We start from the raw sequence: 18221 nt of genomic DNA, 5'->3' as shown, positions 1-18221 counted from the left end.
CCCCTAAGTTAGCGCCCATGGGGCGCTGTCCCGCCAACTATCGAGCGGATATGCGCTCCGCTTCGGACGACGGACTTCTACCCCATGGCGTGGCGGATCGTCTTGGACAGACGGCTAAGGAATGCCGGTCTAGACGATGCGTCGAGCTTCCACGACAGCACCGCCGTCGCCATTTTCCGCGGCAACACCCCGACCGACAGGAACCAGGCGGCAAGGACGGCGCGCCGGCGCAGCGACGCCGTCATTTCGAGGCTGGCGACGGCGCCCGCCGCCCCGAGCGCCAGCCGGGAATCATTGGCCACGGGGTGCCGGCGCTTGTCTGCGCACAGCGACGCCAACCGCTCTTCCAGGTGGACCGGATCGTGGCGGACAGCCTCTGACGGCACGATAGTCAGGCCGATCCCGGAGGCTTGATCCGAAAGCGCCTGCATGCGGCGGAAATCGTGGGTTACCCGCCAGCGTGCCCGCTCGGCGAGCTTTTCACCGAAGACCGAATGGTTGGCGCCATGGATCCGGTAGGCGCCGACGCATTCGTCGATGGATTGAACGTGCCCATACATGGGCGCCAGCGTTGCAAGGTAGCCATCGGCGCCCTGGCGGAACTCCGCCTCCGGTATAGGCATGATCGATTCGAGGGTTGTGCGATCAAAGGCCAGCCCGCTGGTCACGGTCGTCTGATAGCGGCCCTTGTGCAGGAGTTTCGGCATGACATCACCGCTGTCGAAGGGCAGCTCGGGCGGCGGAAAGACGTCCTTGATGTGTTGCCGTTCGTCGACGATATGCAGCCTGGACTGCACCTGGGCGGTTGCCGCATCCCAGGTGTCGACGATCGTCGAGACGGCGGTTGGATAGAGGTAATCGTCGGCGTCGAGGAACAGGACGATCTTGCCCGAGCTTGCCGCAAAGCCGGTGTTGAACGCCGCCGCATGCCCGCCATTTTGCGCGCGCGGGCAGGCGAGGATCCCGTCCCCATATGATCCCATGATTGTCGTGGAGTTGTCCTGCGATGCATCGTCGACGACGATGACTTCGACATCCGCGTAGTCCTGCTCGAGGGCGCTATCGATGCTGCGTTTGAGGAAACGCGCGTAATTGTAGTTCGGAATGATGATGGATACCGGAACCCTCGGGACAGACTGCATCGCGTTTGACCTCACATCTTGCTTTGGTTTCGGCAGAAGCCCGCTTACGGGCCCTGCCCCCGCTTCAAGCGCCCTCTCTTCAAGTGCCCCCTCTTCAAGTGCCCCCTCTTCAAAGTGCCCGACGAGTTCCTAGGAGGAAAGCCTGCGCCTTCCACCAGGAGACGGTCACGTCTCGCTTTGCGACTTCATATTGAGGCCGCCATTGCCTTCGAGGCTGCCGCCTTGGTCAAGATTGTGGTCGGCGGCAGCAAAAGCTCCGACGATTTCGGCCGGTCGCAACCGAGCCCGACGGAAACGTCTCGCCTTCGGTCGCGATCAGGTCGGGATCGAAGCGGACGGGCGCCGCCTTGAAGGCATGGCGAATATTGACCTTCAAATACGGCTGGAACAAGCCCCGCGCCAAGAACAAGATTCACAACCCTGTTACATCTGAGGCAGCGCACAGCGGCATGGCCTGTGGATAATTACAGATGTTGGAGATTGGCGGCGGCTATCCCGAAGCCGGCGGCAAGCCGGCTTCGGGATATGCCATGCAGACCTGAACGGTTCAGGCGGCCTGCAGCCCCGGCAGCGACAGATCGGCCTCCTCAGGCAAGTCGCCGGCCATCGCGGCAGCGAACCTGGTCTGGTCGAGTTCCCCTTCCCAGCGCGCCACGACCACGGTCGCCACCGCATTGCCGATGAAGTTGGTCAGCGCCCGGCACTCCGACATGAAGCGGTCGACGCCGAGGATCAGCGCCATGCCGGCGACCGGCACTGCGGGCACGACCGAGAGCGTCGCGGCCAGCGTGATGAAGCCGGCGCCGGTGATGCCGGCGGCGCCCTTGGAACTCAGCATGGCGACGGCGAGCAGCAGGATCTGGTCGCCCAAGGTGAGCGGCGTGTCTGTCGCCTGGGCGATGAACAGCGCGGCCAGCGTCATGTAGATGTTAGTGCCGTCAAGGTTGAAGGAATAGCCGGTTGGAACGACCAGCCCGACCACCGAGCGGTTGCAGCCGGCGCGCTCCATCTTGGCCATCAGGCCCGGCAGTGCCGCTTCCGAGGACGAGGTGCCGAGCACCAGCAGCAGCTCTTCCTTGACATAGCGGATCAGCGCCAGGATCGAGAAGCCGTTGTAGCGGGCGACCGCGCCCAGCACCACCAGCACGAACAGCAGCGAGGTCAGGTAGAAGGTGCCGATCAGCATGGCGAGGTTGGCGATCGAGCCGATGCCGTATTTGCCGATGGTAAAGGCCATGGCGCCGAAAGCGCCGATCGGCGCCGCCTTCATCAGGATGGCGACGAGGCGGAAGATCGGCGTGGTCAATGCCTGCAGGAAATCGACGACCGGGCGGCCGCGATCGCCGACCGCGGCAAGAGCGAGCCCGAACAGCACCGAAAAGAACAGCACCTGCAGGATGTCGCCCTTTGCGAAAGCGCCGGTGATCGTGTCGGGGATGATGTTCATCAGGAAACCGACGATGCTGGTGTCGTGGGCTTTTTCGGCGTAGGTCGCCACCTTTGTGGCGTCGAGCGTGGCCGGATCGATATGCATGCCGGCGCCCGGCTGGACGACGTTCGAGACGACGAGGCCGACGACAAGCGCCAGCGTCGAGAATGCCAGGAAGTAGATCATCGCCTTGCCGGCGACGCGGCCCACCTTGTGCAGGTCGGAAACGCCGGCGATGCCGGTCGCCACCGTCAGGAAGATCACCGGCGCGATCACCATCTTCACCAGCTTGATGAAGGCGTCGCCGAACGGCTTCATCGCCTCACCGGTTTCGGGATAGAAGTGGCCGAGAAGGACGCCGGCGGCGATCGCCGCCAACACCTGCACATAGAGATGCCGGTAGAACGGAAGTTTGCCGCGCGGCTCGGCGGCAGCGAATGCTGTCTGCATGACGTCCTCCATTGTGCTCCGATCGAAAGCTCGACCTCCCGGAGCGTTTGCATTGACCCCCAGCAGCCTCGCGACCGCTGAATTCATGTTTGCAACTGCCGTGCCAGACTGCGGGCAGAGAAATTCGCTTTGATTTTATTGATGATTCTCGAACTGACGGTTCGTATCGCACACACGGAAAGTGCGGAAACTCGCATGGCCGAATTGTGCTTTGTGCGAAATCATGCACAAATGGGCGATGCTGCAACGCCCCGCCGCTGCCTTGCCGTCGACGCCCGAGCAACTCGGCAGGCGAGCGCGCCGTGCCTGGCTGCTGTTTGCGGTCATCGCCCTTGCGACGGCCACGGCCGCACTTTACGGCGCCGGTCTCTATGGCCGCACCACGGAGCTCAGGGGACTGGCGGCGCAGGGCCGCACCGACGCCAATCTGAAGGTCGCGCTACTGCGCGCCGTTCTGGAAAGCCCGCGCGCCCTGCCCCTGCTTTTGTCGGAAGACCAGCAGGTGCGCGACGCGCTGGCGCAGAAAAGTGCTGCTGCAATCGATGTGCTGAATCGCAAGCTTGAAGGGCTGGTCTCCGGCACCAAGGCCTCGGTGCTCTATGTCATCGGCACCGACGGGCTGGCGATCGCCTCCAGCAACTGGCGCGAGCCGATCAGCTTTGTCGGCAACGACTACCGGTTCCGCGATTATTTTTCCGGGGCGATGCAATCCGGAACCACCGAATATTTCGCGCTCGGCAATGTCAGTAAACGTCCCGGCCTCTACATCTCGCGGCGCGTCGGTAACGCCGCCGCACCGCTCGGCGTCGTCGTCGTCAAAGCGGAGTTCGATCAGCTCGAAGCCGACTGGCACGAGGCGAACCGCCCGGCCTATGTCATCGACGAGCGTGGCGTTGTCCTGATCACCAGCGTGCCGTCCTGGCGCTTCATGACGACGGCGCCGCTTGCCGGGCCTGATCTTGCCGCCATCCAGGGCAGCCAGCAGTTCGGCGACGCGCCGCTGATGCCGTTGCCGATCGCCCGCTCGCAGGCGCTCAGCCCAGACACATCCATCGTCCACGCAGTGACGCCCGGAGGCAGCGACGCGGAATATCTCAGGCTTTCGACGTCGGTCCCTTCCACCCCCTGGCGGCTCGACTATCTCGTTCCGGCCGAGGCGCCGATCGCCGCCGCGGCCCGTGAAATGCGGCTCCTTGCACTCGGCGTTATTGTTCCGTCGCTCGGCCTTGCTGCGTATCTGTTGTGGCGCCGGCAGTCGGGACAAATGCGGATCGCCACCGAACAGGCAGCGCGCACCGAACTCGAACGCCGCGTCGTCGAGCGGACCGAGGATCTGAGCCGCGCCCGCGACCGGCTGCAGGCCGAGATATCAGATCACCGCAGCACCGAGGCCAAGCTGCAGGTGGTGCAGCAGGATCTGGTCCAGGCCAACCGCCTCGCCATTCTCGGCCAGGTCGCCGCCGGCGTCGCCCATGAGATCAACCAGCCGGTTGCCACCATACGCGCCTATGCCGACAACGCTCGCGTCTTCCTCGACAGGAAGCAGACCGCGCCTGCCGAGGAAAACCTCGGCGCCATCGCAGCACTGACCGAGCGCATCGGCACCATCACCGAAGAATTGAAGGCCTTTGCTCGCAAGGGCCGCACCGCCGCCCAGCCTGTCGAATTGCGCGGTGTCATCGAGGGCGCCGTCGTGCTGTTGAGAAGCCGCTTTGCCGGCCGGCTCGACGCACTGGCGATCGACCTGCCGCCGCCGAGCCTCAAAGTCATGGGCAACCGGGTCCGGCTCGAACAGGTGCTGATCAACCTCTTCCAGAACGCGCTTGAAGCGCTGGAAGGCCGCAACGACGCTCATGTGCGGGTTTCGGTCGAGGAGACCGCGGACGGCGTGACGGTCGGCGTGTCCGATAACGGACCTGGCATTCCGCCAGGGATTCTCAAATCGCTGTTCACGCCGTTCAACACATCCAAGGAAAAAGGCCTCGGTCTTGGCCTTGTCATTTCGAAGGATATCGTCGCCGACTACGGCGGACGCATCGAGGTTTCGAGCGACGAGAACGGCACCCGCTTCACCATCCATCTCTTGAAAGCAGCATAGTGGCCAAGGCAGCATGACGAACGACGACGCAGCGCCGGTCATCTTGGTCGATGACGACGGCGATCTCCTCAAGGCCACTGCGCAGACGCTGGAGCTTGCCGGCTTCTCGGTCTCGCCTTTTTCGGTGGCGGCCGAGGCGCTGGCCAGGCTCGACACCGGTTTTGCCGGTGTGGTTGTGTCGGATATCCGCATGCCTCAGATTGACGGCTTGCAGCTTTTCGACCGCATCCTGCGGCTGGACGCGGACATTCCGGTCATCCTCGTCACCGGGCATGGCGACATCGCGGTTGCCGTCAAGGCGATCAAGGACGGCGCCTACGACTTCATCACAAAACCCTTCGCCGCCGACCGGCTGGTGCAGAGCGTGCGCCGCGCCGCGGAAAAGCGCCGCCTGGTGATGGAGAACCGCGCCTTGCGCGAGGTGGCCGGAGAGGCGCAGGACGGGCTGCCGCTGATCGGCCAGACGCCGGCGATGGAAAGGCTGCGCCGCACGCTGCGCCAGATCGCCGACACCGATGTCGACGTGCTGGTGACCGGCGAAACCGGTTCCGGCAAGGAAGTGGTGGCGAGCCTTTTGCATCGCTGGAGTCGCCGCGCCAGGGGCAATTTCGTTGCGCTGAACTGCGGCACGCTGCCGGAGACGGTCATCGAGAGCGAATTGTTCGGCCACGAGGCCGGCGCCTTCACCGGGGCGCAGAAGAAGCGGATCGGCCGTATCGAGCACGCCAGCGGCGGCACGCTGTTCCTCGACGAGATCGAAAGCATGCCGGTCTCGACACAGGTGCAGATGCTGCGCGTGCTGGAAATGCGCGAGGTCACCCCGCTCGGCACCAACGAGATGCGGCCCGTCGACCTGCGCGTCGTTGCGGCCGCCAAGGTCGATCTCGGCGATCCGCGCCAGCGCGGCGCTTTCCGCGAGGATCTTTATTACCGGCTCAACGTGGTGACGATCTCCATTCCGCCGCTGCGCGAGCGCCGCGACGACGTCGCCCTGCTGTTCTTCTACTTCGCCGAGCGCGCCGCCGCCCGCTTCCGGCGTCCGCTGCCGGCGGTGCCGGCCGCGGTACACCGCCGTCTCCGGGAGCATGACTGGCCGGGCAATGTGCGCGAGCTCGCGCATTTCGCCGAGCGGTTTGTGCTTGGATTGGAAGAAGATTCTGGAGCGCCATCCCCTGCCCCAGCCCAGCCGGATGCCGCCATGAAGCTGCCGGAACGGCTGGAGCGCTACGAGGCCGACATCATCCGCGAGACGCTTGGCCGCAACGAGGGCGACGTCAGGCGCACGATCGCAGCGCTGGGGATTCCGCGCAAGACCTTTTATGACAAGCTGCAGCGCCACGGCATCGTGCGCAGCGAGTTTTCCAGGTAACGGCCGGCGCCTCGGCCGACACCTTCACCGAAAATATCGACAATCGGCCGGGTTGCAGAAAGAGCGATGTCGCGGCCGGCCTCTTTCTCCCCGTTCTACGGGGAGAAATGCCCGGCAGGGCAATGAGGGGCAGCGCAACGTCTGCGAACGTCCCTCCTCCGCAGCAACTCTCCTGGCGCGAACCCGATTCCGGTCTCCGCCATCCTGCGCTACACTTGGTCCACTTCAACCGGGCGCACCTCCATGATTGTCCAGACCTGCATCAATGGCGCGCGCAGCGCCGATTTCCACCCGCAGCTGCCACTCGATCCCGAGACCATAGCGCGTAATGGCGCCGCCTGCGTGGCCGCCGGTGCGGCCGAGTTGCATGTCCATACACGCGGGCCTGACAGCCGCGAAAGCCTTGCGCCGGCGGCGATGGACCGGACCGTGCTGGCGCTGCGCCGCGCCTGCCCGGGAACGCTGATCGGCGTGTCGACCGGCGCCTGGATCGAGAATGATGACGAGCGCACACTTGCCGCGATCGCCGGCTGGAGCGAATTGCCCGACTATGCGTCGGTCAATCTGAGCGAGAAGGCCGCGCCCGAGATCATGCAGAGACTGCGGCAGCGCGGCATCGGCATCGAGGCCGGTCTCGCTTCGGTCGCTGACGCAGAGCGCCTGGTCCGCCTCGACCATGGCAGCCAGGTCCTGCGTATCCTGATCGAGATTTCCGAGCAGGCGCTGGACGAGGCTTTTGCTGTCTCAGATGGCATCGAGGCCGTGCTCGAACGCGCCGGGATGCGGCGTGCCATTCTCCTTCATGGAGAGAACGCGACTGTCTGGCCGTTCGTGCGCAAGGCGGCGGAGCGCAACTGGTCGACGCGCGTCGGGCTGGAAGACGGCAGGCAGCTTCCGGACGGCACTACGGCATCAGGTAACGCCGCGTTGACGGCTGCTGCCGTCGCGATTTTCCGGGCCGGTCGCTGATCATCCCGTAGGCTTCGGGCGCCTTGCCCGATCTTCTCGGGATGCTGCGTCAGGCCACGTCCCGCAAAGTCGAGCGCGGCGTCGCCGATTTCGCGGTTGCGCGATCCTCGTGAAGCGCGAAGCCCGTTGCGCCCGGATCGCCCAGTTCGGGGCGGAGCTGCATGCCCGGGATGTGGTAGTCACCGCCATTCTGCTGCCGGTAGGGAATTGGCCAGATTGTCTCGAGCGTCCGCATCCTTTCGCGCAGGCGCTCAGCGACAGGCTCGAAATCGGCCTCGCCGAAACGATCCACTCTGTAGACGACGAACGGCGGAAGCACGTCGTAGCCCGGATAATAAAGGATCCCGTGATTGATCGGGAACAGCAGGTCGTCGATCGGGCCGTTGACGCCGCGGGCGGAATAGTGCTCCTCCCAGCCGCCGGCGGTCACGATCAGCATCGCGCGCTTGCCGGCGAGCGTTCCTTCGCCAAAGCGGTCGCCCCACCGCTTGTCGCTATGCTCGCCGACACCATAGGCGAAGCCGTAGGCGTACACCCGGTCGACCCAGCCCTTGAGGATCGCCGGCATGGCGTACCACCACAGCGGAAACTGGAGGATCAGCGTGTCTGCCCACAGCAGCTTGTCGATCTCTGCTTTAACATCTTCGGTTAGCGTATTGGTCGCAAAAGCTTTTTTGGATGCCCCAGCCGGCAGGAAGCGTGCTTCGGGCGGCCACGCCGGAAAGTCGGCACGGTCCACCTCGGCTTTCCAGCCATCGGCATATAGGTCAGTCACCCGCACCTCGTGGCCCTGGGCCTCGAGTTCCCTGATGGCGACGTCACGCAGTGCGCCGTTGAGCGAACGCGGTTCAGGATGAGCAAAAACAAGCAGGACTTTCATGGTCAACTCCGAAGAAGGATGATGGCGCTAAAGGTAGCCAGCCCCGGGCTGATCCGCTATACCTGAGAAATGCATATGATCATGCCGAATAATGGATAGATCGGACGTCACACTCGAGCGCATGCGCAGCTTCGTCCGCGTCGCCGAGCGCGGCAGCCTCTCGGCGGTGGCGCGCGAGCTCGGAGTTGGGCAGTCGACGGTCACACGGCATCTGCGCGAGCTCGAAGACGCCGTCGGCGTGCCCTTGCTCAGCAGGACCACCCGGCGTGTCACGATGACCGATGAAGGCAGCCGTTACTATGCCAACGCCGTCCAGATCCTGCGCCTCGTTGAGCAGGCCGGCGACGAGGCACGGGGCACGCGCGGGGCTTCGGCCGGCACGATCCGGATATCCTGCACGGCAGCGCTCGGGGTCTTGCATGTCGGCCGGCTGATCTTCGCGTTTCAGGACCGCTACCCCGACATCGGGGTCGATCTCAGCCTCACCGACGAGCGCATCGACCTTGTGCGGGAGGGCGTCGACATCGCGCTTCGCCTCGGTCCGCTCACCGACAGCTCGATGAAGCTGCGGGCGCTCGGCCAGTCCCGGCGTCTGCTGGTGGCGGCGCCAGCCTATCTGGCGGCGCGGGGCAGGCCGGCTGCCCCGCAGGATTTGCCTGGCCATGAAGGCATCCGGATGTCGAATATAGCGGGAAGCGACACGCTCGCCCTGCAGGGGCCGGGCGGCGAACGCCATGCGGTGTCCTTTGGCGGCCGATTTCGGGTCGACCATGGGCTTGCCGCACGCGAAGCTCTCGTCGCCGGTCGCGGCATCGCACCTGCCCATCACTGGCTTGTCGACGATCTCCTCGCCGCCGGCCGGCTGGAAGTGATCCTGCCCGACTACGCCCCGCCTCCCATTCCGCTGAGCATGCTGATCGTCCCGGAGCGCGCCGGCATTGCCAGGGTCCGGCTGCTGGTCGATTTTCTCGCCGAGCGGATCGGCGGCATTCCGGGGATCGAGAAGTCGCGTTAGTCGGCATGCCCTCGGTCGGCTGCGGCTGGCAAAGCCCCCCGTCTTCCGGGATGCGGCCTTGTTGACAGCGGCCGAACGCTCTTGCGATTTAAAAAGATACACCCTAAGCTGTTTTCATATCAGAAAGAAAAGTCGATAAATTCTTTTCATTTATGAAAGCCTGAGTGTTTGCGGGAACATCTCGATCAGACAGACCGGCGACTTGTCAAGCTGCTGTCGCAGGATGCGCAGCTTGGCGTCAATCGGCTCGCCGAGAAGATGGCCGTCTCCGTCCCGACGGTGCGCATGCGGCTGCGCAACCTGCTTGACCGCAACCTGCTCAAGATCGTCGGGCTGCTCAACCTGACCGAGCGCCCAGAATTGATCTCGGCGATCGTCGGCATCAATGCGCAGGGCCGAGGCCGGGCTCGGGAACTGGCGCAGCGCATCGCCGAACTGCCTTTCGTGAACTCGGCCTCCGTCGTCACCGGACGCTTCGACATCATCGTCGACGTGACGGTGGCCGGCGATGTCGCCGATCTCTATCGCGTCACCAGCGAACTGATCCCCGGCGCCGGCGAGCCGGGCGAAGTCGTGCGCAGCGAGACGTTCGTCGTCATGGCCTCCTGCAACAAATGGGTCAGCCTGCCGGAAGGCTGCTGGTCGGACGAGACCAAGCGCGACGGGCGCGACGAAACTGGGCGCGACGAAACTGGGCGAAAGGAAATACCATGAAGATCGCGGTTCTCGGCGGCCTCGGCCTGCAAGGCCGGGCGGCGATCGCCGATCTCGTCGCCAGCGCCGATGTCGAAGAAGTCGTCTGCGTCGATACTGCGCCGAATGGTGCAGCCCGGCTTGGCGGCCTGACCGACCTTGCCCGCGTGCATTTCGTCGTGCCCGAAGGCGCGATCGCCCCTGTGTTGGCGAACGTGCTGGCGGGTGTCGACGCCGCCATCGACCTGTTGCCGCAGCCGCTGATGCGCGAGGCCGTGCAGGCCGCGATCGCGACGCGCACGCCGCTGGTCACCACCAATTACGGCAAGACGATCGCCGACCTTGCCCCGGCGGCGGAAGCGGCCGGCGTTTCGATCATGACCGAATGCGGGCTCGACCCCGGCATCGACCTTGTGCTCTACGCGCGCGCCGCCCGTCAGTTCGACGCCATCACGGCGATTGATTCCTATTGCGGCGGTATCCCCGAGCCGAAGGCGATGGCCAAGCCGCTATGCTACAAGGTGAGCTGGAATTTTGACATGGTTCTGATGAGCCAGAACCGCGACAGCGTGCTGGTCGAGAACGGCAAGCGGGTCGATGTGCCGGCCGGCCAGCAACATGAAAATCGCTTTATCCATCAGATCGAGATCGCCGGGCTCGGCAGGCTGGAAGCCTTCCCCAATGGCGACGCGCCGCATTATGCCTGCATGCTTGCCGCCGCCAAGGGGCTGCAGCGCTCCGGCCGCTATTCGTTGCGCTGGCCGGGTTGGTCGGCGTTCTGGGCGCCGCTGAAGGAGCTTGGCTTCCTTTCCGAGGATAAGGTGTCCGGCGTTGGCGCCAGCCCACGTGAATTTCTCGGCCGGCTGCTCGGGCCGCAACTGCAGTATGGCGCCGACGAAAAGGACCTTTGCGTGATGCGCAATGTCTTTACCGGCACCCAGGATGGCCGCCGCAAGACGGTGACCTCGGACCTGGTCATCGAACGCGATCTGGCCTCCGGCCTGTTCGGCATGAGCCTCGGCGTCGGCTATCCCGCCAGCATCGTGGCGCAGATGCTGGCGCGGGGCGAAATTACCGAGCCCGGCCTGCTCAACCCGCTGTTGCATGTGCCCGACGGCCGCTTTCTCGATGAGCTGGCCCGGCGCGGTCTACGGGTATCCGAAACGATCGACTGGGACTGAAAGATTTTCGAACGGTGGCCGCCGGCAACGGCGCTGCCGCTCAAAAAGCACCCCCAAGGGGTGGGACAACAAAGTGAAAATAACAAACGACAACAAGGAGGAATGCCTAATGAATATTGCCAAGCTTTTCATCGCAGGCCTTGCGCTCGCCGGCCTTACTGCCGCGGCCAGTGCCGGGACGCTCGATGAGATCACCAAGCGCGGCGAGTTACGCGTTGCCGTGCAGACGCAGGGACCGCCCTTCTCGCTGGTCGGTGCTGCCGGCGAGCGCACCGGCAGTTCGGTCGAGCTTGCCGAACTGATGGCCAAGGAAATGGGCGTGAAGATCACCTTTTTGGATTTCGATTGGGACGGCCTGATCCCGGCCCTGCTGTCGGGCAAGGCCGATCTTCTGGTCGCCGACATGACGCCGACGCTGGCGCGGGCGATGAAGGTCGCCTTCACCAAGCCTTACATGTACACCGGCAGCACCGTCTTCACCAAGGCCGACGGCAAGTTCAAATCCACCGAGGATTGCAAGGCCAAGGGCACCAAGATCGCCGTGCTGCTCGGCGCCACCGGCGAGAAGGAGGCCAAGAAGGCCTTCCCCGACGCCGACATCAAGAGCTACAAGGGCGGCGGCCCGCTGCTGCTTGACGCCGTCAACAACGGCCAGGCCGATTGCGGCGTCAACGACGTCTCGGCGGTCAAAGGCCAGTCGACCGCCTACCCGCCCGGCAGCTTCACCATCATGCCGGACATGCTGTCGAAGGAGCCGCTGGCCTTCGCGACGCGCTATGACGAGCAGGACCTGCTGACCTGGATGAACCTGTTCCTCGACCAGGTCAGCCTCGACGGCCGCCTGCAGAAGAACCTCGACTACTGGGTCAATTCCGACGACTGGAAGAAGGATCACTGAGTAGCGAGTAGCGAGTAGTCTCTAATCACTATTCGCTACTCGCTACTCGCTACTCGCTAACTATTAACCATTCACCATTCACCGCCCAGCGATGCTCGAAAATTTCAGCTTCCGCACCATCATCGAATATCTGCCCCTGTTCGGGCAGGGCCTCGTCACGACTGTGTGGCTGTCTGTCCTCGCCTTTGCCGGCGCGCTCGCCGTCGGCATCGTGCTCACCGCCATGAACCTGCAGCGCGGCCGGCTGTTCCGCATGCCGGCCAAGGCCTATATCGACGCGGTGCGCGCCACGCCGTTGCTGGCGCAGCTTTATTTCCTCTATTTCGGCCTGCCGCGGCTCGGCATCATCCTGCCTGAGCTCGTCGTCGGCATCCTTGCTTGTCACTGAACAGCGGCGCCTATGTCGGAGAGATCATCCGCGCCGGCATCCTGTCGATCCCGCGCGGCCAGGTCGAGGCCGGCGTCGCTTCGGGGATGACCTATGTCCAGCGCATGCGACTGGTCATCCTGCCGCAGGCGTTCAAGGTGACGATCCCGCCGCTGCTCGGCCAGGCGATCGTGCTGGTCAAGGATTCCGCTCTGCTGTCGCTGATCGCGGTCGCCGAACTGACGCGCGCCGGACAACTGCTGGCCTCCGACCGTTTCATGCCGGCGGAAGGTTTCATCACCATCGCCGCCTTCTACCTGCTGCTCTATTACGGGCTGAAGGGACTGGCGGCGCTGTCCGGGCGCTGGCTCGGCCTAGCGGGGGCACGGACATGATCTGGCAGCAGCTGCAAAGCCTCGCCGGCAGCTATCCCCTCGCCTTGCGCGGCCTCGGCATGACCGTGATGCTGTCGCTGATCAGCCTGGTGCTGGGCACGCTGATCGGCTTTGGCCTCGGCATCCTTAGAACCGGCGGCAACCGGCTGATCAGCAGCGTGATCGGCGCTTGGGTCGACCTGATCCGCGGCACGCCGTTCCTGGTGCAGATCTTCCTGATCTTCTTCATCCTGCCGGAACTCGGCATCGAGCTGGACGCCTTCACCGCCGGCATAATCGCGCTGACCAATCTGGCCGCCTGCTTCATCTGCGAGATCGTCGTCGCCGGCATCCGCTCGGTACCGACCGGCCAGGTCGAGGCGGCGCTGGCGTCCGGCCTGTCGCGATGGCATCGCATGCGCCAGGTGGTGCTGCCGCAGGCGATGCGCATCGTGCTGCCGCCACTGGTCGGGCAGTATGTGCTGCTGATCAAGGATTCCTCTGTTGTCTCGGCCATCGGGCTCACCGACCTCACCCGCGTCGGCTGGCTGGTGGTGCAGCGTGTGCCCAACGGCCTCCTGGTCTTCTTCCTCGTCGGCCTCGGCTATTTCATCGTCTGCTATCCGCTGATCATGCTGGCCCGCCGGTTGGAGCAGCGCATGGGTGCGGCTCATGGCGAGGTGCAATTGTGACGAAACCCATCAAAGGTCGCACCGGCATGATCGAGTTTCGCGGCGTCAACAAATGGTTCGGCGCGCTCAATGTGCTGAAGGATATCACGCTGAGCGTCGAGCCGCGCGAGGTGGTCGTCGTCTGCGGGCCGAGCGGCTCGGGCAAGAGCACCTTGATCCGCTGCATCAACGGGCTGGAGACGATCCGCGACGGCGACCTGGTGGTCGACGGCCAGCGCCTCGGCGATCCCGCCACCAACATGACGCGGCTGCGCACCGAGATCGGCTTCGTCTTCCAGTCCTTCAACCTCTATCCCCACAAGACGGCGCTCGAGAACGTGACGCTGGCGCCGATCCATGTGCGTAAGATCCCGCGCGCTGAAGCCGAGAAGGCCGGGCGCGAACTGCTGGCCAAGGTCGGTCTTGCCGACAAGGTGAACGCCTATCCGGCGCAACTCTCCGGCGGTCAGCAGCAGCGCGTGGCGATCGCCCGCTGCCTCGGCATGCGCCCCAAGATCATGCTGTTCGACGAGCCGACCTCGGCGCTCGACCCCGAGATGATCTCGGAAGTGCTCGACGTCATGGTCGCGGTGGCCGAGGAAGGCATGACCATGATGGTGGTGACGCATGAGATGGGCTTTGCCCGCAAGGTCGCCCAGCGCGTGGTGTTCATGGATGCCGGCGCCATCGTCGAGAGCGGCACGCCGGATGAATTCTTCTCGCACCCCAAGACCGACCGCAGCCGCGCCTTCCTGAGCAAGATCCTGCGGCATTAGAGTCAAAACTCAACCAGCTGGCTGTCGCCAATGGCCGAGACGGATGGAATGTTGCCATTCGTCTCGTCGATGGGAACGAGCAATTAGCGCCAATCTCGGACTTAGCCGATGGCTGGGATGAACGTCCTCAAATGGGGATCAATGACGTCGCCGCTTCCCTAAAGGGCAATATCGCGTCGACGATTCCTGCATAATACTGACGGAGGGCAATGCGGGACGCTCTGTCGTCAGAACATCACCCAATGATCATATTTTGCCCATGTAGGAACGGCGCAGGTTGGTGACCATTCGGCAGCCCGCCTGGTGTCGTTGACGCCAAATGACGGCGCAGGAGACAGCTATGAAACACGCTTGGCAGATTTGGTTAACTCTGCTCCCACTCGCTACCATGATGACGATGGCAATCGCGCCGACGTCCGCGCAGCAGCAGCTCGAAGGTCAGGTGCTCGGCGCGGGCGCCCCGATCGCTAAGGCGATGGTCACGCTTTGGGCTGCGAGTGCCGACGTCCCCGCGCAGCTCGCCCGGACAGAAAGCGGTACCGATGGCCGGTTCATGCTGAGTTTTGCCGGGGCGCCGAGCAACGACAGCACCCTCTATCTCGTCCCTACCGGCGGTGAACCGACAGCCAACAAGGCAAGCGGTAACAACCCGGCTATCTCGCTAATAGCAGCGGTAGGTCCCACACCGCCAGCCAAAGTGACAATCAACGAGATGACGACGATAGCCTCGGTGTGGACGCACGCACAGTTTTTCGACGGCACTGCAATCAGGGGCCATGCGCTCGGCCTCAAGGCCGCTGCGGGCAATGTGCCCAACTTTGTTGACCTCTCAACTGGTGGCTGGGGAAGCGTCATTCAGGACCCTCTCAACAGTGGCCAGACGCCGACGATGGCCAACTTCGCCACGCTATCAAACGTAATGGCTGGCTGTGTCACGCGGGTGAAGGCCGATGCATGCGACAGCCTATTTGCCGCCGCGACCGGGCGGGACGGTAAGGCGCCGCCGGACACGCTAGCTGCGGCCCTATCGATTGCACACAATGCGGGGTTCAAGCCGGAGCGCGTCTTCGCACTGCTGGACGCCTTTTTTCCGGTACCCCAAGGCAAGCATATGCGCGCAACGCCGTTCATGCCTTATCTGAGCTTCGCGCCCGGCGCATGGGTCCTGCCGCTCAAGTTCTCCGGCGGCGGCAACGCGGGCGGCGCCAAGGTGATGTTCGACAGCGAGGGCAACGCCTGGAGCGGTGACAACTTCCTCGTTGGGTGGCAGGGGCATGACGACCTATGGAACGGCAATTTATCAAAGTTCGCTCCGGACGGACGGCCGCTTTCACCAATGACCAGTGGATTCACCGGCGGGGGCCTGCTAGGCCCTGGGTTCGGCACTACGATCGATGCCAACGACCGCGTGTGGGTAACCAATACCAGCGGCAAGACAATCTCGCTGTTCGACAAGACCGGCAAGCCGCTTTCGCCGCCTGAGGGTTACAATTTCGGCGGCAAGATCAGCACGATGCAAGGCATTATTGTTACGCCCAATGGCGATGTCTGGGCGTTGGATTTCGGTGACGACAAGGTAATCTACATGCCGAAGGGCGATCCGACAAAGGTGAAGTTCTATTGCCAGTCCACCGACGGCAAGCCCAACAAGGACAGCCCCTGCAAGCTCAACGGTCCGTTCCACCTGGCGATCGACCAGCAGGATCGAATATGGATCACCAACGCCATCGGCGACACAGTCACACGCTTCCCTGCCAGCGACCCTAGCAAGGTCGAGGTGTTTCCCACCGGCGGTGGCAGTGGCAAAGGCATGGCAATCGACAGCAAAGGCAACGCCTGGATCACCAATTCGTTAGGGTCAGGACTGACGCTGGAAACTAAGGCGCGTCTTGCGTACCTAAAGCTCACCGGGGCATCGCTCACGGCGTTCGACCACGTTGCCCTACAAGATCTGCTGGACCACCCCGGCTTGGGAAGCGTGTCGATGCTGCAACCTGACGGCAGTCCAGCACCCGGGTCACCGTTTAATCCAGGTAGTATCTGGGGGGCTTGGGCGGTGTCAATTGATGGCAACGATCACGTCTGGATTTCCAACTTCGCGCCTGGCGGAGGCCTGACGGAACTCTGCGGTGCGCGGACTGAGACCTGCCCGGCTGGCATGAAGACTGGCGATCCGATTTCGCCGCCCGGCGGCTATAAGGGCGGCGGGATGCAAATGCTGGTCGACGCCTCCGTCGACCCCGCCGGAAACGTCTGGGTATCCAACAACTGGCAGGACCCCGAGTCGTGTTATGGCAAACCCGATGAGGGTGTTTCGACCCGTTGCGGCGGGCATGGCATTGTCGTGTTCTACGGAATGGCCAAGCCCGTCCGCGCACCGCAGATCGGGCCGGCACGCGGGTACGAATGAGGAATTGGAGGCGTGATGAGACGATGTCATCGAACGGCCCCGACGGGCATGAGCACACTTTCGGGCGCAAGATCGAAAGCAGACTGACGCCGTAGTCCGGAGGTCATCCGAAAGCGCACATGTCGCATTCGGATGACGCAGCGCGGACGAAATATCGAGATGTCGGGCCAATTCATCAGGTTGCCGTTAAAGCAATGGCCGCTTTCAGCGCGTAGGGCGACGTTCGAATGATCTGCGAACAACGACCGAGATGGGTCAGAACTTGCCGTAGAAGTTCTCCGAACGAAGGGCAGACAAGGATTGAACTCGGTCGTTCAGAGTGATTGGATTCTGCCCTAGTCTGGACAGACCCGGCCGGCGTCTTCAGCCGAATGACGCCAGAGGCTCAGTGCGAACCTCAACCCACTTGCGGTCCTAGTTGGCCTGCTAGCCGGCTTGCCTGCATCCCTCAGAGCGTCGCCAGCCGCGAATTTGTCATGGTCTTTCCATAGGCTTGCCGCAGCGTCCGCTTCTCCTCCAGCGCAATGATGACGCTTGTGGCAAAATCCGTCTTGTACATGACGGCGAGCCGTGTCAGCCCGCCTGGCGTGAAGACGTTGATCTCCAGAAGTTTGTCTCCGACGATGTCGAGCCCAACCAGAAACATGCCGTCATTGATCAATTTGGGGCGCACCATCTCGGCAATGCCCAATATCGTGCCCGTTACCTTGACTTTGCGGGCTGTTCCAGCGGCATGGATATTGGACCGGACGTCGCCCTTGGCTGGAACGCGGCGAAAGGCTGCGTAATTGCCGTCGCGCACCAGCGGCAGACCGTTCATCAGGAAAAGACGCACGTCACCAGCCTTGGCCTCCGGAATGTAGACCTGCGCGATGAGATAGCCGTCACCGCTGGCCGCTTCGAAAATCTGGTTGAGGTTGGAATCGGTAGGTGTCGCTATATGGAAGACGTTCTTGCCACCCGATCCTTGGAGTGGTTTGACGACGCAGCCCTTCGAGTGTTTGTCGATAAATGCGCGGATCTCGGTAATACTGCGCGATATCAGGGTAGCCGGCCTGACCGCCTCGGGAAAAGACTGAAGGTAGAGCTTGCTCTGCGCCTGTCCCAGGCCATCCGGATCGTTCACGACAATCACGCCGCGTTCCGCTGCGAGCCGCCCGAACATAACGCCTGCGTTGGCGGCCCATGGTCGATCGCTGGCATCCAGCGATGGGTCATTGCGCAGAAACACAATGTCGATATCGCTGATCGCGGAGGTCTTTTTCTGCTTCGCTGCATCCTTCAGGGCAGCATACAATCTGTCGGACGTCTTGTAGGGAGCGTCCGGCAGAACCGCGACGCTGACGGCCAGGCTGTCGTCCGGACGCAGTATGAAGTCGCCAGGTTCAACATAGACGACAGAATGGCCGCGCTGGACAGCGGCCAGCGCCAACGCTGTCGTCGTGTAGGCGGGCGTCTCGCTCTCAATGGAATTGACAAAGAACGCAATGCGCATCGAG

Annotated in this window: 16 protein-coding genes; 12 read left to right on the top strand and 4 right to left on the bottom strand. The window is 63.5% G+C overall.

What is annotated here, in order from left to right:
- Positions 1-77: 77 nt before the first annotated feature.
- Together NMG70_RS25025 and NMG70_RS25020 are read right to left on the bottom strand one after the other, a co-directional pair.
- Complete coding sequence (locus NMG70_RS25025) at positions 78-1142, bottom strand: glycosyltransferase family 2 protein (RefSeq protein WP_254026993.1); 1065 nt, start codon at positions 1140-1142, stop codon at positions 78-80.
- Positions 1143-1689: 547 nt separating this feature from the next.
- Entirely contained in the window at positions 1690-3021 is a 1332-nt protein-coding gene (locus tag NMG70_RS25020; protein ID WP_254026992.1) for a dicarboxylate/amino acid:cation symporter, read from the bottom strand.
- Between the two features lie 223 nt (positions 3022-3244).
- On the opposite strand from NMG70_RS25020, the gene NMG70_RS25015 reads away from it, so the two are divergent.
- The 3 genes from NMG70_RS25015 (at position 3245) to NMG70_RS25005 (ending at position 7457) form a co-directional block, all read left to right on the top strand.
- Entirely contained in the window at positions 3245-5119 is a 1875-nt protein-coding gene (locus tag NMG70_RS25015; protein WP_254026991.1) for a sensor histidine kinase, read from the top strand.
- A 13-nt stretch (positions 5120-5132) separates the two neighbouring features.
- Positions 5133-6488, top strand: a complete 1356-nt coding sequence (locus tag NMG70_RS25010) for a sigma-54-dependent transcriptional regulator (protein WP_254026990.1) — start codon at positions 5133-5135, stop codon at positions 6486-6488.
- Between the two features lie 243 nt (positions 6489-6731).
- Positions 6732-7457, top strand: coding sequence for a 3-keto-5-aminohexanoate cleavage protein (locus tag NMG70_RS25005; protein ID WP_254026989.1), 726 nt, complete (start codon positions 6732-6734; stop codon positions 7455-7457).
- A 49-nt stretch (positions 7458-7506) separates the two neighbouring features.
- Here NMG70_RS25005 and NMG70_RS25000 read toward each other — a convergent pair whose 3' ends face one another.
- Positions 7507-8337: an NAD(P)H-dependent oxidoreductase gene (locus NMG70_RS25000; RefSeq protein WP_254026988.1), complete on the bottom strand. Its 831-nt coding sequence runs from the start codon at positions 8335-8337 to the stop codon at positions 7507-7509.
- A gap of 91 nt (positions 8338-8428) precedes the next feature.
- Between NMG70_RS25000 and NMG70_RS24995 the strand changes: the two genes are divergently transcribed.
- The 9 genes from NMG70_RS24995 (at position 8429) to NMG70_RS24955 (ending at position 16722) form a co-directional block, all read left to right on the top strand.
- Positions 8429-9352, top strand: a complete 924-nt coding sequence (locus NMG70_RS24995; RefSeq protein ID WP_254026987.1) for a LysR family transcriptional regulator — start codon at positions 8429-8431, stop codon at positions 9350-9352.
- Between the two features lie 168 nt (positions 9353-9520).
- The gene (locus tag NMG70_RS24990) at positions 9521-10066 is read left to right on the top strand and encodes an Lrp/AsnC family transcriptional regulator (protein ID WP_254026986.1); all 546 of its coding nucleotides are present in this window, start codon (positions 9521-9523) and stop codon (positions 10064-10066) included.
- A complete protein-coding gene (locus tag NMG70_RS24985) occupies positions 10063-11226 on the top strand; it encodes a saccharopine dehydrogenase family protein (protein ID WP_254026985.1) in 1164 nt (387 codons plus the stop codon). Before NMG70_RS24990 ends, NMG70_RS24985 begins: the two co-directional genes overlap by 4 nt.
- Positions 11227-11335: 109 nt before the next feature.
- A complete protein-coding gene (locus NMG70_RS24980; protein WP_254026984.1) occupies positions 11336-12124 on the top strand; it encodes an ABC transporter substrate-binding protein in 789 nt (262 codons plus the stop codon).
- Between the two features lie 91 nt (positions 12125-12215).
- Positions 12216-12512, top strand: coding sequence for an ABC transporter permease subunit (locus tag NMG70_RS24975; protein ID WP_254026983.1), 297 nt, complete (start codon positions 12216-12218; stop codon positions 12510-12512).
- Positions 12503-12886, top strand: coding sequence for an ABC transporter permease subunit (locus NMG70_RS24970; RefSeq protein WP_254026982.1), 384 nt, complete (start codon positions 12503-12505; stop codon positions 12884-12886). Before NMG70_RS24975 ends, NMG70_RS24970 begins: the two co-directional genes overlap by 10 nt.
- Positions 12883-13557 (top strand): amino acid ABC transporter permease, encoded by a 675-nt coding sequence (locus NMG70_RS24965; protein WP_254026981.1) that lies wholly within the window; start codon positions 12883-12885, stop codon positions 13555-13557. Before NMG70_RS24970 ends, NMG70_RS24965 begins: the two co-directional genes overlap by 4 nt.
- 26 nt (positions 13558-13583) lie before the next feature.
- Complete coding sequence (locus NMG70_RS24960; protein WP_091599429.1) at positions 13584-14312, top strand: amino acid ABC transporter ATP-binding protein; 729 nt, start codon at positions 13584-13586, stop codon at positions 14310-14312.
- 340 nt (positions 14313-14652) lie between these two features.
- Entirely contained in the window at positions 14653-16722 is a 2070-nt protein-coding gene (locus NMG70_RS24955) for a Vgb family protein (protein WP_254026980.1), read from the top strand.
- Between the two features lie 448 nt (positions 16723-17170).
- Here the strand turns inward: NMG70_RS24955 and NMG70_RS24950 are convergent, their stop codons facing one another.
- The gene (locus NMG70_RS24950) at positions 17171-18217 is read right to left on the bottom strand and encodes a glutathione synthetase (protein WP_254026979.1); all 1047 of its coding nucleotides are present in this window, start codon (positions 18215-18217) and stop codon (positions 17171-17173) included.
- Between the last annotated feature and the right edge of the window lie 4 nt (positions 18218-18221).

It is taken from the genome of Mesorhizobium ventifaucium (assembly GCF_935822925.1).
In the GTDB taxonomy this organism is placed as follows: Bacteria; Pseudomonadota; Alphaproteobacteria; order Rhizobiales; family Rhizobiaceae; genus Mesorhizobium; species Mesorhizobium ventifaucium.
Note: the sequence above shows the minus strand (reverse complement) of the source record. Positions and strands in the feature narration are given on the sequence as shown.

Coding starts and splice junctions, on each gene's coding strand:
- NMG70_RS25005 (WP_254026989.1), top strand. CDS start 6,732: ATGATTGTCCAGACCTGCATCAATGGCGCGCGCAGCGCCGATTTCCAC.
- NMG70_RS24980 (WP_254026984.1), top strand. CDS start 11,336: ATGAATATTGCCAAGCTTTTCATCGCAGGCCTTGCGCTCGCCGGCCTT.
- NMG70_RS24955 (WP_254026980.1), top strand. CDS start 14,653: ATGAAACACGCTTGGCAGATTTGGTTAACTCTGCTCCCACTCGCTACC.
- NMG70_RS25010 (WP_254026990.1), top strand. CDS start 5,133: ATGACGAACGACGACGCAGCGCCGGTCATCTTGGTCGATGACGACGGC.
- NMG70_RS25015 (WP_254026991.1), top strand. CDS start 3,245: ATGCACAAATGGGCGATGCTGCAACGCCCCGCCGCTGCCTTGCCGTCG.
- NMG70_RS24950 (WP_254026979.1), bottom strand. CDS start 18,217: ATGCGCATTGCGTTCTTTGTCAATTCCATTGAGAGCGAGACGCCCGCC.
- NMG70_RS25020 (WP_254026992.1), bottom strand. CDS start 3,021: ATGCAGACAGCATTCGCTGCCGCCGAGCCGCGCGGCAAACTTCCGTTC.
- NMG70_RS24965 (WP_254026981.1), top strand. CDS start 12,883: ATGATCTGGCAGCAGCTGCAAAGCCTCGCCGGCAGCTATCCCCTCGCC.
- NMG70_RS24995 (WP_254026987.1), top strand. CDS start 8,429: ATGGATAGATCGGACGTCACACTCGAGCGCATGCGCAGCTTCGTCCGC.
- NMG70_RS25000 (WP_254026988.1), bottom strand. CDS start 8,337: ATGAAAGTCCTGCTTGTTTTTGCTCATCCTGAACCGCGTTCGCTCAAC.
- NMG70_RS25025 (WP_254026993.1), bottom strand. CDS start 1,142: ATGCAGTCTGTCCCGAGGGTTCCGGTATCCATCATCATTCCGAACTAC.
- NMG70_RS24985 (WP_254026985.1), top strand. CDS start 10,063: ATGAAGATCGCGGTTCTCGGCGGCCTCGGCCTGCAAGGCCGGGCGGCG.
- NMG70_RS24960 (WP_091599429.1), top strand. CDS start 13,584: ATGATCGAGTTTCGCGGCGTCAACAAATGGTTCGGCGCGCTCAATGTG.
- NMG70_RS24975 (WP_254026983.1), top strand. CDS start 12,216: ATGCTCGAAAATTTCAGCTTCCGCACCATCATCGAATATCTGCCCCTG.